Source organism: Campylobacter sp. CFSAN093224 (assembly GCF_012897395.1).
Classification (GTDB): domain Bacteria; phylum Campylobacterota; class Campylobacteria; order Campylobacterales; family Campylobacteraceae; genus Campylobacter_D; species Campylobacter_D jejuni.
In genome coordinates this window covers 1,292,978-1,311,192 of record NZ_CP040607.1, presented here as the reverse complement: position 1 = coordinate 1,311,192, position 18,215 = coordinate 1,292,978, and the positions used below count along the sequence as shown (strand labels likewise).

The following is an 18,215-nucleotide window of genomic DNA, read 5'->3' as shown; positions in this document are numbered from 1 at the left end:
TTTTTATACTCTTGATTGTCTTTTCTTAAAAATAAAAAAAACTCACTATTTGATTTATAATTTTATTTTCTAAAGATAATTGACAGCGTTCTTTATTTCCAAGATAAGCTGTTCTTGCAAGAAGACTTGTTTTTTGAGAATTGTGATTTTTAGAGTTGATTTGTAAATTAACTTGCATAGTATAGTAGTTTTCTACCATCCATTCTCCATCACTTTCCAAAGGATCAAAATCATAAAAAAATCTTGCTGAAGTTGTGATTTTTTGAGCATAAGAATGCTTTTTCATATCTACAAGATTGATTAAAATTTCATAATCTGCATTCTCTTTTACTTCTTTTAAGCCTAAATTTTTAAGTTTTAAAGCCAAATCTCTATCCAAAGTAGTTCGAAGTTGACTAGGATTTTGAAAGGAAATTTTAAAACTTTGTTGTTTTTGCGATCTGATAAAAATGCCTTCATTGCTTGTTTGAATAAAGCTTTGTATGAAAGTTGCATTGGTGCAAGCACTCATAAAGAGTGCTATAAAAAAGCTTAAAATTAAAGTAATTTTAGACATTAGGTTTATTTAATAATAGTTGGAGTAGCGCTAAGACCTAATGAGCGATATTTTTCATATAAGGAAAAAACTTCTTTTAATTCTGCATCACTTACTTTTGGATAATTTTTGATATTTGCATCATAGTATTTGTTTAAAATTGCGATTTTTTCTTTATCATTTTTTGCTTTTTTTGCTTCTTTGTAGATTAGAGCGGATTTTTCAAAAGCAGATTTTCCATGTACTGGAGTTAAAATATAATTAACTTGATAGTTTTTAAGTTCATCATCAATTTGAGCTAAATGTTCTCTACAATAAGGGCATTCAGGATCCGAAAAAACATAAATTGCAGGTTTATTTTTATCTCCCAAAGCTATTACCATGGTTTCTTTTTGTGCTACAGCTTTAGCATTTTTTGTAAAATTTTCTCTTGCTTCTTGAAATTTTTTCATTTCATATTCTTGAGCATAAGAAATTCCCGTTTTCAAGTCGATAAGATCAGGGGTAATAAGACTATCTTTTGTAAAAAGAATGTTTTCTTGTTTTTGTCCATTTAATTCAACGCTTACAATAACACTTTCAAAACCCGTATTACCAACCTTTTGACGATTTGATACACTAACGGTAGCATTTGGAAATTGTGCTTTAATGCTTTTTGAATAAAAATCACTAATTTCTGAATTACTTGCAGCAAACAAAGATGCTGAACAGGCAAGAATTAAACTTAATTTTTTCATAGTTTATAAATCCTTTAAATAAATTATGTTTAATTCTATAATGATTTTCTAAATATTTGTTAAAAATCTTTTTTCAGCTTCTTTGCTTACTTGAGGAAATTTGTCTAAGTATTCTAAATAAGCAATAGCATATTTTCTTGAAAGATTGAAATATTCTTTCATACTTTGCACATCAAGACTTTGATTTTTTAATAAATTTAAACATTCTTGCATAAGTTTTTCAAGAGCTTGTTTTTCTATAAAAAGATTGTGTGAAAGTCTTACAACCAAGCCTTTTTGGGTAAGTTTTTTGAGTATATTATCTCCGCTTTTTCTATCAAGTTCTAAAAAATCATAAAGATTATAAGGAGCTTCGGGTTTAATACCTTGTTTTTTTAAAATTTCATACATTTGGTTATTATTTTTTTCTTGAAGTTTTTCAAAATCTATGCCTTTTTTAAAATAAATTCCATTTTGAAAATCCAATAAATTTGACATTTCTTTAAGTCCGAGTTCGCAAAAATTTTCACTTGCCCAAGTAATCCTTAAAGCTAAAGAATGTGCTGAAAGCATGGCATAAGGATTTTTTTCAAGTATGAATTTGATGAAATTTTTAATTTCTTCTAGACTTTGTAAATGATATACATTAAGATTTTTTTCATCGACAAATACTTGATTTAATTCTTTCGCTAATTTCAATGCTTTTTGATGAGAGAGTTTAAATCTCTGATAGCTTGAAAGCAAACCAAAGCCGTATTTATGTGCGTCTTTTAAGAAAGAAAAAGCTGCTTTAAAATCTTTATTTTTCAAAAACATTAAAAATTTATTTTTTTGTTCTTTTTTTAAAGGTTCGCTTAAAGGATTTAAAACCTTACCACCGCCTATAACACGATTATTTTGTAATAAAATAAAAGCCTCATCAAAACTTAAAAATACATTTTTATCAAAACTAAAATGCACAAAAAATTCATCATTTTCTAGTTTTTTTAATATATTTATTTTACATTCTATTTGTCTTGAACCCACACAAAAAATCATTTTGCTATTTTGTAAATTTTTTGCTTTAACTAAAGCATCGCATTCTTTAAAGGCTTTAAAATAACCTTTTTTACTTAGTAAATAACCTTTTTTCAACTCTTTATAATCACAATTTAAACTTAAAGCCACACGGTTGCAAGCTTTGATTTGCTCTAGATTGGTATCGTGATTTTGTATATTTTTAACAATGAGTTCTTTTTGAGTGTCTAAACAGATGATTTTTTCATTTAAAGTGATACTTCCTTCATTTAGACTGCCTGTGACGACAGTTCCTATACCTTTTAGAGAAAAAACTCTATCGATATAATAATGAAAAATCAGTTCTTCATAATTTTCTTTGTTTTCTATGGTATAAAGATAATTTTTTAATTCTTCTATGCCTTGATTATTTTTTATACTGGTATGAAATACTTTTAAAATGGGATAATCTAAATTTTTTAACTCTTCTAAAATTTCTACACTTTTTTGCTCTATGTTTTCACAAAGATCGCATTTGCTAAGTACTAAAATGATATTTTTAATATCAAGAATTTTTAAAATTTCTAAATGTTCTAAACTTTGTTCTTTTAAACCCTCGTTAATATCTACGATAAATAAACAAACACTAAAGCCAAAAGCTCCACTTACCATAGTTTTAACCAAATCTTTATGTCCTGGAACATCGATAAAAGAAATGTTTTTATCTTTTAATTTAAGATTTGAAAAACTTAAATTAATGGTGATTTGTCTTTCTTGTTCTTCTTTTAAACTATCGCCTTCAAAACCATTTAAAGCTTTAATGAGTGAAGTTTTTCCATGATCAATATGTCCTGCGGTTCCTATAATAACAGATTTCATAAGTTTTCCATTTGATTAATTGTAAGAATAAGTTTTTGAAGTTCATTTTCTCGTATAGTTCTAAAATCAAGAACAAATTCATCATTTTCAATGCGTCCTATGATATTTTCTTTTCTAAATCGAGTTTGTAGTTTTAAAGCATCTCCTTGAAAAGTTAGTATATAAGTATCTAAACTTTTATCAGGCATAGAACCTCCTCCTACTAAACTTTTGCTTTTTTTGAGTTGGGTTTGAAATTTTAATTCTTTTTGCACTCTTAAAGCTTTTTCTTCTATAAAGGATAAGTCATCATTTAAAAGTTTTAAGGTAATAATTTTTTCATAATCTTTTTGTAAATAAGCTTTTAAGCTTTCATTTAAAAAAGATAGGGTTAATTTATCCACTCTTAGCATTCTTAAAAGTTGATTTTGTTTAAGTTTTTCTATGAGTTCTTTTTTTCCAAGTATAATGCCTGCTTGCACACTACCAAAAAGTTTATCTCCACTAAAACTTAAAATATCACATTCTTGTACGAGTTTTTTGATTTTAGGTTCATTTTTAATCAGCTTTTCATTTAAATTTTCACACCAGCCAGAACCTAGATCATAATAACTCAAAAGCCCTTTTTCTTTTGCTAGTTCATGTAGATCTTTTATATTTGCTTCACTATGAAAACCCATAAGAGCGAAATTAGACTTGTGGGTTTTTAAAATTAGAGCGGTATTTTCACTGATAGCTTGTTCATAGTCTTTTAAGTGTGTTTTGTTGCTAGTTCCAACTTCGCAAAGCTTTACACCTGCAGCTTTTATCACTTCAGGCACACGAAAACTTCCGCCAATTTCTATAAGTTCTCCTCTTGAGCTTATGACTTCCTTATCATAACAAAGAGAATTAAGCACTAAAAAAACTGCCGCAGCGTTGTTATTGACTACTAAAGCATCTTCGCATTCAAAAAGCATTTTAAGTTTTTCCAACACCAAAGCATAGCGAGAGCCTCTTTTTCCATTTTCTAAATCAAACTCTACATTAGAATAATTACAAATGATATCTTTACACGCTTCATAAAGTTCTTCATGGATTACACTTCTGCCAAGGTTTGTGTGTATAACCACTCCACTTGCATTGATCACACTTTGTAAATCTTTGCGGTAAAAAGTTTTGATTTCTTTTTTGATTTCTAAAAGTAGTTTATCTTTAGAAATTTCATCTTGGGAAAAATTTTCTTTTAGTTTTGCGACAACTTTTTTACAAAAAAATGCTTTGATATAAAAAGGATAGGATTTTAAACTCTCATCTTCAATAAGAGTGTTAATCTGTGGAAAAGTTCTAAATTTGTTCATCTTAAGCCTTAAGAAAATATTTGGTTATTTTAACATAGAATTTATAAAATGATGTTTTAAAGAGATTAAGGAAGACAATGCAAGATTTTGTTTATATAAAAAATGATGTTTTAATCCCTTTGCCTGATGCTATTGAAATTTTAGATCAGGCAAATGATAAAGAAGCATTAATTTGCAATGATAAAAATCAAAAAGCACAAATTTATGCCCCTGAGATTAACTTTTATCTTAAAAATTCTCAAGATGAAATTTTAGAGCAAAGTAAAAATGTTTTAACGCTTTATGAAGCAAGGGCTAGCGTTTATGATTTAGGGCTTGATTTAGAACAAAGCAAAGAAGTGCAAAATCGTTTGATTTTGGCAGATAGTGATACTCAAACTGTAGAGTTTTTAAAAGAACATGGATTTAAGGTTATTGCTTTAAGTAGTGCAGAAATTTTAGCTGTTTTTGGAAGTGTGGGGGAGCTTTGTGCTGTGGTTAAAAATCAAGGCGAAGAAGTGGAAATAGATTTTGATTTTTTACTTTTTAAAGCTGAAAATTTAAGCGTTGTGCGTAAAGATTTTACAAGACAAAGTGGATGTTATAATCTTTTAAATTTTGAAAATCTTGAAGCATTGTTAGAGTTTTTGCAAAGCAAAAGTCCAAAATATCCTTATAAAACTTATATTAGCTATAATGCTAGCGTGTGTCAATACCATGAAAGACGCAGTGAGCATTGTGCAAAATGTGCTGAAATTTGTCCTACTGTGGCGATTTTAAAAGATGATGAAAAAAAGCATTTAGAATTTTCTCAAGTGGATTGTTTGGGTTGTGGAGGATGTATTAGTGTGTGTCCTAGCGGATCGCTTGATTATGCTCCTATGCCAAGAGAAAGTTTTTTTACCCTTTGTGAGTTTTATAAAGATAAAAAAATTTTAATCATTCCTAAAAAAATGTCTTTAGAAAATTTAAATCTTGCTTTACCAAAAGATGTTTTACCCTTTATGATAGATGGTGAAAAATGGCTTTCTTCTATGCATTTTTTAACACTTTTGCAAAATAGTGGTGCAAATTTGGTTTTTTATACGGACTTTGTATCTCGTGGTAGCAATGAAGCCATTATGCTTTTAAATACTTTTTTTGAGAGAAAATTTCAAAAAAAAGCTATTTTTGTTGCTAAAGATGAAAAAGAATTGCAAAATGTTTTAAAAGAGCAAGAATTCATACAAGATTTAAAATATGATTTTCATAATAACACCTTAACTACAAGAGAAAATTTTGCCAAAAGAATGCAAGAAATGATAAAAAATGAAGATTTTGGTAGTATAGAAAGTGGCGAATGGTTGCGTTATGGTAAGGTAGAAATCAATCCTAATACCTGTACGCTTTGTCTTTCTTGTGTGGGTGCCTGTAATGTAGGAGCTTTAATCGCTGATAAACAAGAAAATGCTTTGAAATTCAATGCTTCTCTTTGTACGACTTGTGGGTATTGTGAGTTAAGTTGTGCTGAAAAAGATACTTTAAAATTATTTCGTAGTGGAATGGAGTTTAGAGCTTCTTATTTTGAATATCAAACCATGGCAAAAGATGAGCTTTTTTCCTGTATAGAATGCGGTAAAGAATTTGCGACCAAAAAAGCTGTAGAAAAAATAGCCAATTTAATGAAGCCTAAATTTGGTAATGATGAGAATAAAATCAAAACACTTTATTGCTGTGCAGATTGCAAGGCAAAAGTGATGATAAAAGCAATGATTAATTAAGATCAAGAAGCTTTTTCATCCACAGCATAGCTTTAGATATGACACTTCCATGAGTTTCATTTTTAAAAAGTTTAAAATGAGTTTTACAATTAGTTTCTTTGGATATTTTTTCGCTAAGTTTTTGAGCATTGAGCTTAGCTACACCTTTGATAATACTTGAATTTGTTTCCAATGAACCTAATCCGATGTAAATTTTAGGGCAAGTTTGTAATTTTATGATATTAGATAAAAACTCACTATTATCCCACCATAAAGAAGGTGAAATAATAAAATAATGACTAAAAATCTTACTATCATAAAGAAGTGTATCAATGGCAAAAAGTCCTCCAAAAGAATGTCCAAAGAGAATTTGATGGCTAAAATCAATAGGATACATTTTGTTGATATAAGGGATGAGTTGGGTTATTAAGAAATTTCTAAATTCTTTACTACCTCCACCTTGTTTATTTAAATTTGTTGTAGGCGTATAATCTTTAGTGCGTTTTTGTGTATCAAAAGCTAAATTATTATCATAACCTATTCCAATAATTAAAAGATTTTCTTTGACAGGAGTGTTGAAAAGATTTAAAAAAAGAGAAAAAAAGGCATTTCCATCGAGTAAATAAATGATTTTATATTTATAATTTGAGTTTTCATTCTTGTTTTTAGCTATAAAAATTTTATATATTGTGCCATTATAATTAAATTTGACATTTTCTAAAATAAAGTTTTGTTTTGCTTGTTTTGAGAGCTTGGGTATCTCTAGACTTGGTTTTGCAAAAGCTAGAAAAAAAGAACAGAATAAAAATAATATTTTTTTCATAATTTGCCTTCTAATTCTTCTTTACTTGTAAGTTTGCTATCAAATTTAACAACAAGATTTTTAGAGTTTTTATAAATATCTACAACCCCTAAATTTTCACTAAAAGTACTGAAAATTAAAGGTGTTTCTAAAGGTAGATAAAGGTTTTTAAAATCAGCTGGATTTTTTAAGAAAAATAATGCCACAAGCCAAATTAGAGCTAAAATTACTAAAATAATAGCTAAAAGATTTAAGGCATCTAGATGTAAAAATATCCCTCCGATAATACCACCTATAAAACTTCCACCATATCCAAAAGCATTAAACAACCCTAATGCCGCACCTTTTTCATGAACTTTACAAAATTTTGATGCACAACTTTGCATAATAGGCTCATGTAAATTAAAACCTATAAAAAAAATCACAACTGCTATGATAAAAAAATCTATAGAATTACTAAAAGTAAAAAAAAGATAAGAAAGTATAAAAAAAACAATTCCTAAGAGTAAAATTTGTTTAGCTAAACCTCTTTTTTCGCCTAAACTTCCAGCAAAGCCCATAGCGATAAAACCTGCTACCATAGAAGCACTATAAACAATCCAAAGTTTATCAGAAGCAAAGCCTAAATGTTTTACTAGAATAATAGGAATACTTAAAAATGCTATACTCATAAGCATTTTTTGCATGAAATTAGTAAGATTCATAAGGGCTAAATTTTTTTGTTTAATAAGATGAAAAAAAGGAGTTTTTTCATTTTCATGAGTGATTTTATTTTCTTTAGGTACAACGGTATAAAGTAAAATTATACATAAAAGAGACAAAGCCGCACTAAGATCAAAAAGGCTAGATAAACCCCATTTTACACTCATTAAAGGAGAGATTACCATAGAAGCTGCAAAACTAAGTCCTATAAAAGAACCCATTACCGCCATGGCTTTACCACGATTTTCTTCTGTGATAAAATCACTTATCATTGCTGTAGCTACTGCTCCAATGGCCCCTGCACCTTGGAGCATTCTTCCTAAAAGCATGATGTAGATATTTTCCGCAAAAGAGCAGATTAAAGAGCCTATTATAAAAATAATCAGTCCAATGAGCATGGTTTTTTTACGACCAATTTTATCACTTAAAATCCCAAAAGGCACTTGTAAAATCATTTGAGTTAAGGCATAAACACCAACTAAAAGTCCCACTAAAAATTCATTAGCGCCTTCAAGTTTTAAAGCATAAAGACTTAAAACTGGCAAAACTATAAAAAGCCCAAAAAATCTTGTTCCAACTATGAAAGATAAGGGTAAGACATTGTTTAGCATTATCAATTTCCTATTAAATTTGAAATTTAAATTAGGATAATTTTACTATGAAATGGATTAAGCATTGATTAACATCGTTTTATCATTTGATATTTAAAAGCTACGCACAAGGATAAATTTTATAAAATCATATTTTTGTTTTGATATTATTTTGGAGCTTTTGTTATGAAGATTATCCTAGCTACGAGCAATAAACATAAAGTTTTAGAACTTAAAGAAATTTTAAAAGATTTTGAAATTTATGCCTTTGATGAAGTTTTAATGCCTTTTGAGATTGAAGAAAATGGAAAAACTTTTAAAGAAAACGCCTTGATTAAAGCAAGAGCAGTTTTTAATGCTTTGGATGAAAAGCAAAAAAAAGATTTTATCGCTTTAAGTGATGATAGTGGCATTTGTGTAGATGTTTTAGAAGGAAATCCAGGAATTTATTCTGCTCGATTTAGCGGTAAGGGCGATGATAAAAGTAACCGTGATAAACTTGTCAATGAAATGATAAAAAAAGGTTTTAAACAAAGTAAGGCGCATTATGTTGCTGCTATTGCTATGGTAGGTTTGATGGGGGAATTTAGTACGCATGGAACCATGCATGGAAAAGTAATAGATACAGAAAAAGGTGAAAATGGTTTTGGTTATGATAGCCTTTTTATTCCAAAGGGTTTTGATAAAACCTTAGCCCAACTTAGCGTGGATGAGAAGAATAATATCTCTCATCGTTTTAAAGCTTTAGAGCTTGCAAAAATCATTTTAAAGATTTTAAATAAAGGATAAAAATGAAAAATTTTTTAAAATATATAGCTATTATTGTTTTAATATATGCTCTTTATGTTGGTTTGGAAGCTTGGTTTTCTTAGAATAAATAGTGATTAAAAAGCTTGGTAATAAGAACAAACTTCCACTTAAAAGCAAAATCATTACAAAAACGGTTAAAATTCCAAAATAAATCGTTGGAATGAAATTACTACTCATCATAACACTAAAACCTAAAACTATGCTAATTGTGGTATAATAAAGTGCCGAACCTATACTAAGGTGAGAAATCATAATGGCTTCTTCTAGGCTTTTGTTTTTAATTTCTTCTCTAAAACGATAAATATAATGTATAGCATCATCAACGCCTATACCTATAGCAATAGCAGCTATAGTAATACTCATCATATCCAAAGGAATACCTAAAAGCCCCATAAGAGCAAAAACCACACTTAAAGGAATAACATTTACCAATATAGCCGCAACTGAAAATTTTAAATCTCTAAAAACAATGATAAAAAGTATAAAAATAGCTAAAATTACAAATATAAGAGTATCAAATTGCGATGAAAAAAGACTTTGGAGCATATTATTATAAAGTACCATTATACCTGTGATTTGAACTTCTACTCCATCATTTTTTACAAGCTCGTTGAGCTGTTTTTTAAGATCTATTAAAAATTCATTACGTCTTAAATTCGGATCAGAATCAACAATACGCATACTAAATCTTAACTCGTTATTCTCTATACTTACAAAAGGTGAAAGCAAGTCTTGTTTAAATTTAGCAGGTAAATTCTCATTTAAAAACGCAAGAGCAAAATCATCTAACTCTTTTCCATCGTTGATATTTTTCCCTAGGGTTAAAAGACTATTAAGACTTAAAACCGAGCCTACAAATTCTTTATTTTCTAAAAATTCATGAACTTTTTTTGCAATGCGTGTTTTTTTAGAGTCAAACCAATAAGTTTCTTGTGTGGCTAAATTTTCAAATTCGCTTTCAAAACTATCAAGAGTATTGCTTGTATTTTGATCGTTTTTATTACTTGGAAAACGAATGATGACTTCTAAAGGCAAGGTTCCACCTAGATTTTTATCAATAACCAAAAGTCCTTTTTTGATTTCACTGCCATCTTTGAAATAATTGACAAAAGAATTTTCAACTCTGAGTTTTGAAATGCCTATTAAAGCTAAGATTATAGCAAGAACTGAAATTCCATAAATCATGCGACGCTTTTTAGGATCAAGAGCGGTTTTAGCACAAAAGGCTAAAAGATTAAATTTAAACTCTTTTTTATGATAGTTTTTTGGTTTTAAAAGAACTAAGATACTTGCTAAAAATAAATAACTAAAGATAAGAGCTAAACCTATACCCATACTCATCATAATACCAAGTTTTATGATAGGTTCGATATTTGAAAGCATTAAAGAAAAAAATCCTATCATTGTTGTAACAATGGCATAAAGGCTAGGATTTGCTTTGGCTAGTAAGGTTTCAAGCACTATGCGCTCAACTTTAGCTTTGGGATGATTTTGGGTATTTTCGATAAAATGCGTGATCAAATGAACAACTACACTTAAGGTGATAATTAAAACCAAAGCAATGTAATTTGATGAAATAACTGTGATTTGAAAATTTAAAAGTGCAAAAACTCCACTAGCTGCACTTAAGCTTATAAAACAAATAAAAAGAGGTAAAAAAACAAAGCGCCATGAACGGAAAAAATAATAAAGTGCAAGTCCTAGTAAAAATACAAGAGAAACACCATAGAGCACAAGATCAGATTTTATATAAGCTATCATATCATCAGCGATCATGCTTACGCCACCAAGGTAGAGCGTATCTTTATTTTTTTCATAATTTCGAACTATGCTTTTAATAGTATCTAGACTTTGTTTCGTAATAACTTTTTGCTTGTCTTGATGTTTTTTTATAGCAAGACGAATTTGATCTTTTTCTTTTTCATCGGTAGCAAGATCGCGTTTTTCTACAAGATCATTATAAACTGTATCAGGCTTTAAGTAAATAATAAGCCCTGTTACTTTTCCATCTTTTGAGATGATATTATTTTTATAAAAGGGACTATTTAAAATTTCGTTTCGGGCTTTTGTGCGGTTTATATCTTGGCTTTCTATGTTTGGGATATTTTTTAACAGTTCTTTTAAATCCGTATTTTGTGAACTTTGAAGCAAAGGGGCATTGATGATGCTAAAAACGCGCTCTACTAAAGGGGCCTTTTCTAATTCTTCATGAAGTTTTTTTAATTTGGCTAAATTTTCATTTGAAAAAGGTTTTTCATCATAGGGTTTGAAGGCTAAAAGTAAAAAATTATCACTTTTATAATGTTTTGAAATTTCTCTAAAAGTTTTTAAATCTGTATCATCTTCTAAAAGTAAACTTTCAGCACTTGCATCTACGCTAAGCTTAAAAGCAAAAAAGCTTAAAAACAGGCATATAAACAAGGTTCCAAAAAAAGTACTTTTTGGACGAGAAATAAAAAACTTTAAAAGCTTTGCAAACATTATTTATTCTATGACAATACTCTCAAGTTTTTGAAGTAGGGCATCAAAGCCTTGGTTGGCTAAAATATCTCCAAATTGTGATCTATAAGTTTGTACTATACTCACACCTAAAACATCCACATCATAAACAAGCCAGTTGTTATTATCATTGTAAAATTTGAAAATGATATTTTTTTCTTCCCCATCTACTACCATAGAAGTGGTTAAAAAATAGCGTTTTTCATTTTTTAACTCACCATTTTTGACCTTTAAAACCTGATCTTTATAAAGACTGAGTTTATCGGTAAAACTTTTTTTAAGACTTGCTTCAAAGGCTGTGGTAAATTTTTCTTGTTCTTTTGGATTTAATTTAGAATAATTTTTCGAAAGACTGAGTTTTGCCATGAGTTTATAATCTATTATGCTATCAAAAAGTTTAAAAATTCCATCAGCAGCTTGTTTTTTGTCTTCTTTGCTATCTTGTAAAAGTTTTAAGCTTGCATCAATGTTTTTTTGCATAGTACTAGAAATTTCATCTAGCTGTAAGGCAAAAGCATTAAAAAATAAAGCCAAGATTAAAAATATTTTTTTCATTATTTTCCTTTATTTGCTAAGTTCATTGCGTCTTTGCTCGTAAGCATCACGCAAGAATGGATATAAATTAGGCGTGTTGTGATAAATTTCATCAATTTCATCAAGTCTAAAACTAAGTTCATTACCAAATCCATAAGCACTTATAGCTATACTTGCCCAAGTAGGATCAATGTAAGCAGTAAAACTTGCATACCAAGTTGCAGGTAAAGCAAGAGTATCTCTAAGATTACTAGGGCCGAGTATAGGTAAGACAATATGAAAACCGCTTCCTACACCCCAGTGAGCCAAAACGGTTCCTAAGTCCGCGGGATGTTTTTTAAGACCCATTTTTGATGCCACATCCATAAGTCCACCAAAGCCCATAATGGTATTGGTGGTAAATCTTTTAAATTCTTCTCCCGCTTCTTCAAATTTAAACTGCAAAATATTGCCTACAAAACGCAAAGGAACAAGTAAATTATCAAAGAAATTTCTTACCCCTAATCTTATAAATTCAGGAGTGATAGTGTTATAGCCCTTAAGAACGGGACGCAAACCATAATCATACAAAGCCACATTAAAACTTGTCATAGCTTTGTTATATCCTGAAAGTGGATCGTTTACTTGATAGTTTTGGTATTCTTGTTCAAAATCATCTAAATTTTGTTCTTTAGCAAAAGCAAAAATAGCAAAAAAAATTAAAATAAAAGATATAAATTTTATTCTCAAGCAAAAACTCCTAAAAATTTTAAAAGTAAAATTATAGCAAATTTTTAATCAAGATTTATATCCCAGTAAAAATCCACCCATTCAGTAGCTTCTTTTACTTTAAAATCAGGCTCTAAAAGAGCGGTTTTTTTGTAAAAAATGGTTGTAATTTTAAGTTCTATATGAGGAAATTTTTCAAGCAAAACTTTTTTTATTTCTGCTAAACTTTCTCCACTATCTACTATATCATCAATGAGTAGAATTTTTTTGTGCTTGCTTAAATCGGGAATGTTAAAAATTTCAATAGTATCAAGTTTTTTCGTATTATCGTAATGAATTGAGTTTAAAGCAAAAAGTTGACGCGTTTTTAAAGCCACTGCTAAAGAGTGTCCTAAACTCATCCCCCCTCTTGCTATAGCTAAAAGTGCATCAGGGTTAAAATCTTCTTTAATTTCTTTAGCAAGAATTTTTACATCTTCTTTAAATTCTTCATAGGAGTAAAATATCATTATATATCCTTATTTATTGTAGTGCCATAAGTAAAAAATTACCCAAAGATAATAAACTTAAAACTATAATGCCAAGATTGATTTTATCCCATTCGCGTTTAAAAATTCTTACAAGTAAATAAGAAAGAAAACCAAAAGCAAAACCTGTGGTGATGGAGTAAGTAAAAGGCATCATGATAATAGTAAAAAAGCTTGCTACAGCTATAGCACTATCTTTAAAATCTATATTTTTAACTTCCATAAACATTAAAATTCCAACCATTACAAGTACGGGGTATATTGCGTTTGCAGGAATGGCTTTAAAAAGTGGCAGTAAAAAAAGTGTAAAAGCAAAACAAATAGCTACAACTAAAGCTGTAAGCCCAGTTCTTCCTCCGCTTTCAACCCCTGTAGTGCTTTCAACAAAGGCTGTAACTGTAGAAGTGCCTGTCATAGCTCCTAAGGCTGATCCTGTTGCATCTGCCATTAAGGTTTTGCTTAGTTTTTTTTCTCCATTTTTGGGATCATCAAAAATCTTTCCTCTTTCACCCACACCTGTGATAGTTCCTATGCTATCAAAAAGTTGAGTGATAAAAAAAGTAAGAATTATAGGTATCATAGTAATATTTAAGGCGCTTTTGATATCAAGTTGTAAAAAGATGGCTCCTAAACCATTTTCCATGCTAAAATTTGGCCAAGAAAAGATTTGCACAGGAAAACTTGCATTGTCTAAATGGAAAATCCAAGCAATAATAGAGCTTGCTAATACCCCCAAAATAAAAGCTCCGCGAAGTTTTATAGCCCAAAAAAAGATGATTAAAGCTAGAGTGAAAATTCCAAAAAGCACATGAGGGCTTTTGAAATTTCCTATGCTGACTAAGGTATCTTTATTATGCATTATCACACCCATTTGACTTAAGCCTAAAAATGCAATAAAACAACCTATGCCCGCACAAATTGCAAGGCGTAAATCTTTTGGGATATTGCGGATTACCCAAAGGCGAAAATGCGTAAAAGAAAGTATGAGAAAAATAATACTTGAAATAAAAACAGCTCCTAAGGCGCTTTGCCAAGCTATGTTTTGACCTAAACAAACCGCAAAGGTAAAATAAGCATTTAAACCCATTCCTACACTCATAGCTACAGGAGTATTGGCAAAAAAAGCATTAAAAGCACTTGCAACTATGGTAATTAAAGCTGTTGCGGTGATTAAAGCTTCTATAGGCATTCCTGTATTTCCTACTATGCTAGAATTTACGGGGATAATGTAAACCATAGCTAAAAAAGTAGTAAGTCCTGCTATAACTTCGGTTTTAAAACTCGTATTGTTTTCTTTGAGTTTAAAAAAGCTCATTTTTTCTCCTTAGTAGGTTTTTAGCTCGTTGTATAAACTATCGCGTTCTACAGGAATAAGATTTGAAGTTTTTATCATATCGATAAAAGTTTTTAAACTTGTGCCTTTGGCGGACTTTGCACCACCTGCACTTTGTATACTTTCTTTTTCTATAGTGCCGTCTAAATCATTAGCTCCAAATTCTTGTGCTACCATGGCTAAATTTAAAGTCATTGTTGCCCAGTAAGCTTTGATATTTTTGATATTATCAAGCACTAAACGAGAAATGGCAATGGTTTTTAAAATTTCTTCACTATCCATGATTTTATCAGTTTGTATAAAGCTTTTATCCCTTTGCCAAACTAAAGGGATAAAAGCATTGAATCCACCGGTTTGATCTTGAAGATCACGCAGTCTTAACATATGATCGATCCTGTGATGTCTTTCTTCTATATGTCCAAAAAGCATGGTAGCATTACTTTGCTTGCTTTTTTCATGCCAAAGTTTATGAATTTTAAGCCAATTTTCACTGCTAACTTTTCCATGACAAATTTTCTTACGCACTTCTTCATCAAAAATTTCAGCTCCACCACCTGGCATGGAATCAACGCCGTATTCAAGCATTTTTTCTATCACTTCTTCATAACTCATTTTAAAACGACGATGTAAAAAATCAATTTCAGCAGCAGTCATAGCTTTTACATGAAGATTAGGATATTTTTCTTTTATCATTTTAAAAATTTCTAAATACCATTGCCAAGTTGTATCTTTGTTGTGAGCTGAAACGATATGCACTTCTTTGGTTTCTCGTTTTACGGTTTCATCGACGATTTTCATGATTTCTTCATGAGTCATCAAATAAGGATTAGGATTTTTTCGGTGCGCTGAAAAGGCACAAAATTTACAGGTATCCGCACAGATATTAGTTGGGTTGATATGGCGATTGATATTAAAATAAACTTTTTTTCCATGAAGTTTGGTGCGTTTTTTATGGGCGTATTTGCCTAGGATAAAAAGATCTAGATCCCAAAGTGCATTGGCTTCTTCTTGGTTTAATCTTTCTTCATTTTCTAGTTTGGTAATTAAATTTTTCATTTTAATTTTACTCTTTTGCTGTTTTTAAATAAAGCATTATAATTTTTGCTTACTGAAAAAGAGTTTATAGAAAAAGCCAAAATAAAAGATATTTTTGTTAAGATTATTATTAAAATATTAAAATTTAAAGAGAGTAGAAATTTTGTTAAATAAAGAATTAGAAATTTTTAAAAAAAATCTTAGTTCCTATACCCAAAGTTGTAGAAAATTTTTTCTTAAGCAAGGGGCGTTTAGCTTATATCATTCTAAAAATATGGATAATTTCATAAAAAAAGCTTATGATATAGTTCTTAAAGATTATTTTGATGATTTTTCACCTCCAAGTGATAATATCCCTTTTTGTGTTTTAGCAAGTAAAGCATATGCAAACAATAGTCTTTGTTTTAATGAAAGTATTTCTTTAATTTTTGTTTATAAAGATATTAAGGCTTTTCATTTAAAACCTATGATTAAGGCTTTTATCGAAATTTTAAATGATGCGCATTTGCAAATTGATTCGGTTGTTTTAGAATTTAATGGACTTTATAATGCTAGCAATGAGCTTAAGACTTCTATAATACAAACTCGTTTTATATGTGGTTCTAGGATTTTATTTAAAAGGATTAAGACAAAATTTGAGAGTATTTTAAAAGAAAATAAAAATGATTTTGCCAAGCTTTTGCTAGAAAATTTTAAAGAATTTGATATTCCATTTATAAAGCAGGAATTTAATATCTTAAAAGATTTTGGCGGATTAAATCATTTAAGATCCTTAGAGAGTTTGCTTGTTCTTTTTAAGACTTCTCCAAAAAATTATGCTTTAAATTTTATAGATGAAAAAAATTTAAGCGAGTTGCGTTTAGCTGGAGATTTTTTACTTTCTTTAAAATCAGCGATGAATTTATTAAGTGCTAAAGATGAGGATGAATTTTTACTTATTAATGTTCATGATTTGAGTGAATTAATGTATAAAAAAGCTAAAAAACATTTTGGAGCAAATGAGTTGTTGGTTCAAAAGGCTTTGCAAAGTATGCATACTATAGGTTTTTATACACACTTTTTAGCAAAGCAAATTCAAGATGGATTAAATCATACTCTTAAACAAGAATATAAATTTAAAACTCTTGTGGAAGTTTTAGAATACTTATTAAAACTTGAAGATAAACATGTTATTTTCGATCTTAACTTGGTTTTTGCCCTAAGAAGATTGAAATACGGTAAAAAAGATATAGAAAAAGCTTTAATACTTTTTGAGAAAATTTTTTATAAAAGGCATAGTTTTTGTGTTTTAAAACTTTTGCTTGATAGTGGAATTTTAAAAGATTTATGTAAGCCTTTTTGGACAGTTCGTTTTTTAAGCGATGAAGAAGGAAATTATAGTTTTGATGAGCAAGTTTTTCTTATGTTAAGTGAATTTGAAAAATACGAAGATGAGCTTGAGATACTCCAAAAACTTAAAACCGATGAAAAAATGATTTTAAAGCTTGTGATACTTTTAAGCGCTATAGAAAGTGAAAATGAAATTTCTTTAGCAGGCATATATAGAGCGTATTGCTCTAAATTTGATTTAAAGAATGAAATTTTAGAATGGGGTCTTAAGATATTTAAAAACAATAATGCCTTAAAAGATCTTGTAGAAAAAGAAGATATATACAATCCTATTGTTGTAAGTAGCTTGGTTTCTAAGCTAGAAAATTTAGAAAATTTAGAGCTTTTATATACTTTAACTTGGCTAAAGGCTAAGGCTTTAAATTATAATGCTTTTTATTTTAGAGTTCTTGATAAACTTTTAGAAAATGCAAAACAAGGTTTTGAAGATGAAAATCTACTTGAAGAAAGCGCAAGAAGAGTAAAAAAAGAATTAACACTTAAAAGAAGTAAGATTTTTTTAGAGCAAGATGAAATTTTGCAAGATAAAATCATACATATCAAATCAAATCTTTTTATTATAAAAAATACTTTTGAAGATATTGTTATGATTTCTAAATTAGCCAAAGAAAATGATTTTAAATTTTGGTTTAATAATGAAACAAATCTTAGTTTGCAAATTGTTGCACCACTTCATTTTAATATTGCCATTATTTTAAGTTCTTTAACAAATTTAAATCTTATTTTCATGAATTTTTTTGAACTTTTTGATAATAAAATTTATTTAAGATTTGAATATGATAATATTATCAGTGATGAGCAAAAACTAAAACTTTGCGAGCTTTTAAATTCAAATCTTTCTGGTTTTAATTTGAAAAAAATTAAAAAGCCAATCATTAAAAAAGATGAGTTAAAATTAGACTTAAACTATTCTAAAATGTATGCCAAATTAGGTCTTAATACGAAAGATCAGCAGGGTTTAATGGCGTATTTGATGAATGTTTTTAATGAACTTGAACTTGTTTTATGTGCAGCAAAAATTCAAACCATAAGACAAAGGACGCGTAATATTTTTATTTTTCAAAAGAATGAAAAATTAGAACATAGCGAGCAAAAGTTAGTTAATTTATTAATAAGTGAGTAA

The 18,215-nt window shown here is 29.0% G+C and carries 15 protein-coding genes; 3 read left to right on the top strand and 12 right to left on the bottom strand.

Going from position 1 to position 18,215, the window contains the following annotated elements; all coding sequences use genetic code 11:
- Nucleotides 1-25: 25 nt before the first annotated feature.
- From FBF11_RS06685 to selA, 4 genes are read right to left on the bottom strand one after another with little or no spacing between them, the layout of a single operon-like run.
- Nucleotides 26-556: a hypothetical protein gene (locus FBF11_RS06685; RefSeq protein ID WP_002866702.1), complete on the bottom strand. Its 531-nt coding sequence runs from the start codon at nucleotides 554-556 to the stop codon at nucleotides 26-28.
- A 5-nt stretch (nucleotides 557-561) separates the two neighbouring features.
- Complete coding sequence (locus FBF11_RS06680) at nucleotides 562-1,272, bottom strand: DsbA family protein (RefSeq protein ID WP_002855861.1); 711 nt, start codon at nucleotides 1,270-1,272, stop codon at nucleotides 562-564.
- 48 nt (nucleotides 1,273-1,320) lie between these two features.
- Nucleotides 1,321-3,126 carry a selenocysteine-specific translation elongation factor gene (gene selB / locus FBF11_RS06675; RefSeq protein WP_032592305.1) on the bottom strand — a complete coding sequence of 602 codons (1,806 nt, stop codon included), beginning with the start codon at nucleotides 3,124-3,126 and terminating at the stop codon, nucleotides 1,321-1,323.
- Nucleotides 3,123-4,445, bottom strand: a complete 1,323-nt coding sequence (gene selA / locus FBF11_RS06670; RefSeq protein ID WP_002856163.1) for an L-seryl-tRNA(Sec) selenium transferase — start codon at nucleotides 4,443-4,445, stop codon at nucleotides 3,123-3,125. Before selA ends, selB begins: the two co-directional genes overlap by 4 nt.
- A 77-nt stretch (nucleotides 4,446-4,522) precedes the next feature.
- Here selA and FBF11_RS06665 point away from each other — a divergent pair, with 77 nt between their 5' ends.
- On the top strand, nucleotides 4,523-6,184 hold the full coding sequence (locus tag FBF11_RS06665) for a 4Fe-4S dicluster domain-containing protein (RefSeq protein WP_057042288.1): 1,662 nt from the start codon (nucleotides 4,523-4,525) through the stop codon (nucleotides 6,182-6,184).
- Here the strand turns inward: FBF11_RS06665 and FBF11_RS06660 are convergent.
- Complete coding sequence (locus tag FBF11_RS06660) at nucleotides 6,177-6,986, bottom strand: alpha/beta hydrolase (RefSeq protein ID WP_057096967.1); 810 nt, start codon at nucleotides 6,984-6,986, stop codon at nucleotides 6,177-6,179. The genes FBF11_RS06665 and FBF11_RS06660 overlap by 8 nt on opposite strands.
- Nucleotides 6,983-8,278, bottom strand: coding sequence for an MFS transporter (locus tag FBF11_RS06655; RefSeq protein WP_057042286.1), 1,296 nt, complete (start codon nucleotides 8,276-8,278; stop codon nucleotides 6,983-6,985). Before FBF11_RS06655 ends, FBF11_RS06660 begins: the two co-directional genes overlap by 4 nt.
- A 165-nt stretch (nucleotides 8,279-8,443) precedes the next feature.
- On the opposite strand from FBF11_RS06655, the gene rdgB reads away from it, so the two are divergent.
- Entirely contained in the window at nucleotides 8,444-9,046 is a 603-nt protein-coding gene (rdgB, locus tag FBF11_RS06650) for an RdgB/HAM1 family non-canonical purine NTP pyrophosphatase (RefSeq protein ID WP_002855675.1), read from the top strand.
- A gap of 30 nt (nucleotides 9,047-9,076) precedes the next feature.
- On the opposite strand, the gene FBF11_RS06645 is transcribed toward rdgB, so the two are convergent.
- From FBF11_RS06645 to mqnE, 6 genes are read right to left on the bottom strand one after another with little or no spacing between them, the layout of a single operon-like run.
- A complete protein-coding gene (locus FBF11_RS06645; protein WP_052822979.1) occupies nucleotides 9,077-11,548 on the bottom strand; it encodes an RND family transporter in 2,472 nt (823 codons plus the stop codon).
- Between the two features lie 3 nt (nucleotides 11,549-11,551).
- Nucleotides 11,552-12,121: a phospholipid-binding protein MlaC gene (locus tag FBF11_RS06640; protein WP_002856450.1), complete on the bottom strand. Its 570-nt coding sequence runs from the start codon at nucleotides 12,119-12,121 to the stop codon at nucleotides 11,552-11,554.
- 9 nt (nucleotides 12,122-12,130) lie between these two features.
- The gene (locus tag FBF11_RS06635) at nucleotides 12,131-12,829 is read right to left on the bottom strand and encodes a VacJ family lipoprotein (RefSeq protein WP_002855971.1); all 699 of its coding nucleotides are present in this window, start codon (nucleotides 12,827-12,829) and stop codon (nucleotides 12,131-12,133) included.
- Between the two features lie 44 nt (nucleotides 12,830-12,873).
- On the bottom strand, nucleotides 12,874-13,317 hold the full coding sequence (locus tag FBF11_RS06630) for a phosphoribosyltransferase family protein (RefSeq protein WP_002852389.1): 444 nt from the start codon (nucleotides 13,315-13,317) through the stop codon (nucleotides 12,874-12,876).
- A gap of 13 nt (nucleotides 13,318-13,330) precedes the next feature.
- Entirely contained in the window at nucleotides 13,331-14,650 is a 1,320-nt protein-coding gene (locus FBF11_RS06625; protein ID WP_002856518.1) for an NCS2 family permease, read from the bottom strand.
- Nucleotides 14,651-14,659: 9 nt separating this feature from the next.
- Nucleotides 14,660-15,724, bottom strand: a complete 1,065-nt coding sequence (gene mqnE, locus FBF11_RS06620) for an aminofutalosine synthase MqnE (protein WP_057042284.1) — start codon at nucleotides 15,722-15,724, stop codon at nucleotides 14,660-14,662.
- Nucleotides 15,725-15,866: 142 nt separating this feature from the next.
- Here mqnE and FBF11_RS06615 point away from each other — a divergent pair, with 142 nt between their 5' ends.
- Nucleotides 15,867-18,215, top strand: a complete 2,349-nt coding sequence (locus tag FBF11_RS06615) for a hypothetical protein (RefSeq protein WP_057096969.1) — start codon at nucleotides 15,867-15,869, stop codon at nucleotides 18,213-18,215.

What these genes read in the sequence shown, in the direction of transcription:
- FBF11_RS06685 (WP_002866702.1), bottom strand. Translation starts at nt 556, where the DNA reads ATGTCTAAAATTACTTTAATTTTAAGCTTTTTTATAGCACTCTTTATG.
- FBF11_RS06680 (WP_002855861.1), bottom strand. Translation starts at nt 1,272, where the DNA reads ATGAAAAAATTAAGTTTAATTCTTGCCTGTTCAGCATCTTTGTTTGCT.
- selB (WP_032592305.1), bottom strand. Translation starts at nt 3,126, where the DNA reads ATGAAATCTGTTATTATAGGAACCGCAGGACATATTGATCATGGAAAA.
- selA (WP_002856163.1), bottom strand. Translation starts at nt 4,445, where the DNA reads ATGAACAAATTTAGAACTTTTCCACAGATTAACACTCTTATTGAAGAT.
- FBF11_RS06665 (WP_057042288.1), top strand. Translation starts at nt 4,523, where the DNA reads ATGCAAGATTTTGTTTATATAAAAAATGATGTTTTAATCCCTTTGCCT.
- FBF11_RS06660 (WP_057096967.1), bottom strand. Translation starts at nt 6,986, where the DNA reads ATGAAAAAAATATTATTTTTATTCTGTTCTTTTTTTCTAGCTTTTGCA.
- FBF11_RS06655 (WP_057042286.1), bottom strand. Translation starts at nt 8,278, where the DNA reads ATGCTAAACAATGTCTTACCCTTATCTTTCATAGTTGGAACAAGATTT.
- rdgB (WP_002855675.1), top strand. Translation starts at nt 8,444, where the DNA reads ATGAAGATTATCCTAGCTACGAGCAATAAACATAAAGTTTTAGAACTT.
- FBF11_RS06645 (WP_052822979.1), bottom strand. Translation starts at nt 11,548, where the DNA reads ATGTTTGCAAAGCTTTTAAAGTTTTTTATTTCTCGTCCAAAAAGTACT.
- FBF11_RS06640 (WP_002856450.1), bottom strand. Translation starts at nt 12,121, where the DNA reads ATGAAAAAAATATTTTTAATCTTGGCTTTATTTTTTAATGCTTTTGCC.
- FBF11_RS06630 (WP_002852389.1), bottom strand. Translation starts at nt 13,317, where the DNA reads ATGATATTTTACTCCTATGAAGAATTTAAAGAAGATGTAAAAATTCTT.
- FBF11_RS06625 (WP_002856518.1), bottom strand. Translation starts at nt 14,650, where the DNA reads ATGAGCTTTTTTAAACTCAAAGAAAACAATACGAGTTTTAAAACCGAA.
- mqnE (WP_057042284.1), bottom strand. Translation starts at nt 15,724, where the DNA reads ATGAAAAATTTAATTACCAAACTAGAAAATGAAGAAAGATTAAACCAA.